This is a genomic window from Microcoleus sp. MOSTC5 (assembly GCF_036701825.1).
Taxonomy (GTDB): Bacteria; Cyanobacteriota; Cyanobacteriia; order Cyanobacteriales; family Microcoleaceae; genus Microcoleus; species Microcoleus asticus.
Genome location: NZ_JAUBRK010000166.1, coordinates 1 through 1,890, shown reverse-complemented (window position 1 = coordinate 1,890; position 1,890 = coordinate 1). Strand labels below are relative to the sequence as shown.

The 1,890-nt window shown below is 42.5% G+C and carries 1 protein-coding gene and 1 pseudogene; both read left to right on the top strand.

Going from position 1 to position 1,890, the window contains the following annotated elements:
- Positions 1-194 precede the first annotated feature (194 nt).
- Positions 195-950, top strand: a pseudogene (locus QUA54_RS34130) (Uma2 family endonuclease).
- 131 nt (positions 951-1,081) lie between these two features.
- Positions 1,082-1,444, top strand: a complete 363-nt coding sequence (locus QUA54_RS34125; RefSeq protein WP_333419452.1) for a Uma2 family endonuclease — start codon at positions 1,082-1,084, stop codon at positions 1,442-1,444.
- Positions 1,445-1,890: the final 446 nt, after the last annotated feature.

Here is a 1,890-nt window from a genome sequence, read left to right as displayed (position 1 = left end):
GCTGCGATGAACAATGACTATATGATGCAGATTCTCAAATGCTTTTGTCAAGCATGATTGAGATGCTCTTACCCTGCGCAATACGCACCCCAATTACAGCTAGTTAATAAGGTGCGAGTTTCGCACCACGCATTAAAGTTATTGTCCAAATCCTATTAACAAAAAACTCTTTCTATCGAAACAAGGAAAACCGAATGACGCAAACATTATCGAAACCGGACGCAACCAAAAACCAGCATACTATAACTTGGGAAAAACTGCCAGATGACTTTAAATTACCAGACGGTCCTGTGGAAAACATCGACCAACCACTTTTAGCCGCGGCCCTCCGAGAAGCCTTGGATCTCGCAGGATTTATCCTAGCTTCAATGCTAATAGCTTCCAATTTTGGACTCTGTGCCAAAGTTAATGACAAAACAGTAGTAAAAGCACCAGATTGGGTGTAAGTTCCCTCGGTATTGCCAGCAGAACCAGGAGAAGTTCGCCGCAGTTATACGCGCAATGCTGAGGGAGAAGTACCTGCTGTAGTGCTCGAATTTTTATCGGATACAGACGGTAGTGAATATTCAAATAAACCGACATATCCTTACGGAAAATAGCGGTTTTATGAGCGAATTTTGCAAATACCGATTTATGTAATTTTTGAACCTAAATCGGGAGTGTTGGAAGTGTACAGACTCTGGACTTCTGGAGAATACGAATTGCAAGAACAGGATGCTAATCAGCGATTCTGGATAGAATCAATGGGTTTATTTCTGGGGGTTTGGGAAGGTAAAAAATCTCTGAGAACGAGTTATTGGTTGCGTTGGTGGGATGAGAATGGCAATTTGCTGCTGTGGGGTGCGAAACGGGTGTAACAGGAACGCCAGAGGGTCGAGGAGGAACGCCAGAGGGCCGATCGACTAATGGCATACTTGAGAAGTCAGGGTATCGACCCTGATGGCATTTGAAGGTGTGGGAGGTCGATCGATTTTAGATTTTAGATTTTAGATTTTAGATTGAATAATTGGGAATCAAGGAGCCAGAGCGATCGATTTTAGAGTTTAGATTTGCGATTGTCGATTGGGAATTAAGGAGCGCCATGACTGCAACAACATTAGAAGAGAAATTAGATCGGCAGTTGCTATTTCCAGGGTTAACTTGGGAACAATTCAAAACCTTAGAACCGATGCTCGATATTCCAGGGGTTCGGCTGTCATTTTTAGATGGGATACTGGAGATTCAGAAAATGCCTGGAAGAAAATACGAAACAGCGAAGGGACGTATCGGTGCGTTGGTAGAAACTTACATGATGGCCGCAGGAATCGATTTCACCCCTACGGAGTCTCTGACTTTAGAAAATGAATCGCGACTGGTGAAGTGTGAAGCAGACAAGCCTTACGAATTGGGTGCTGACAGAGAACGTCCAGATTTAGCGATCGAAGTAGTCGTCACTAGCGGCTGAATTGATAAGCTCGAGGCTTACAAACGGCTGCAAATCCCTGAAGTCTGGTTTTGGGAAAACAGCCGACTGTCTCTGTATGCTCTCTGAGAGCAAGCATACGAAGAGATTGCAAGTTCCCAATTGCTCCCAGAACTCGATATTGGTTTACTCGTCAAGTGTGTTAATATGCCGAGTCATGTTGAGGCAATTAAGGAATTAAAAAGGGCGATAGATCTCAATACTACTAACAGGAATATAGCTATCAATTAATTACTGAAAGTCGCCTTGAAGTGTTGCAACTCCGTTGATAAATAAATTAAAAGCTCATTGTTTTTGCTCGGGAAGATAATCGATAAAAATTACTGCTTTCTGATGAATTAGCTTCAGCACTATAAGCCAATACGGTTTACTTAAGGCTTGGGAGGCTTTAAGATTTTAAAAATAGGAGGATTAGTTTTTATTCCAGT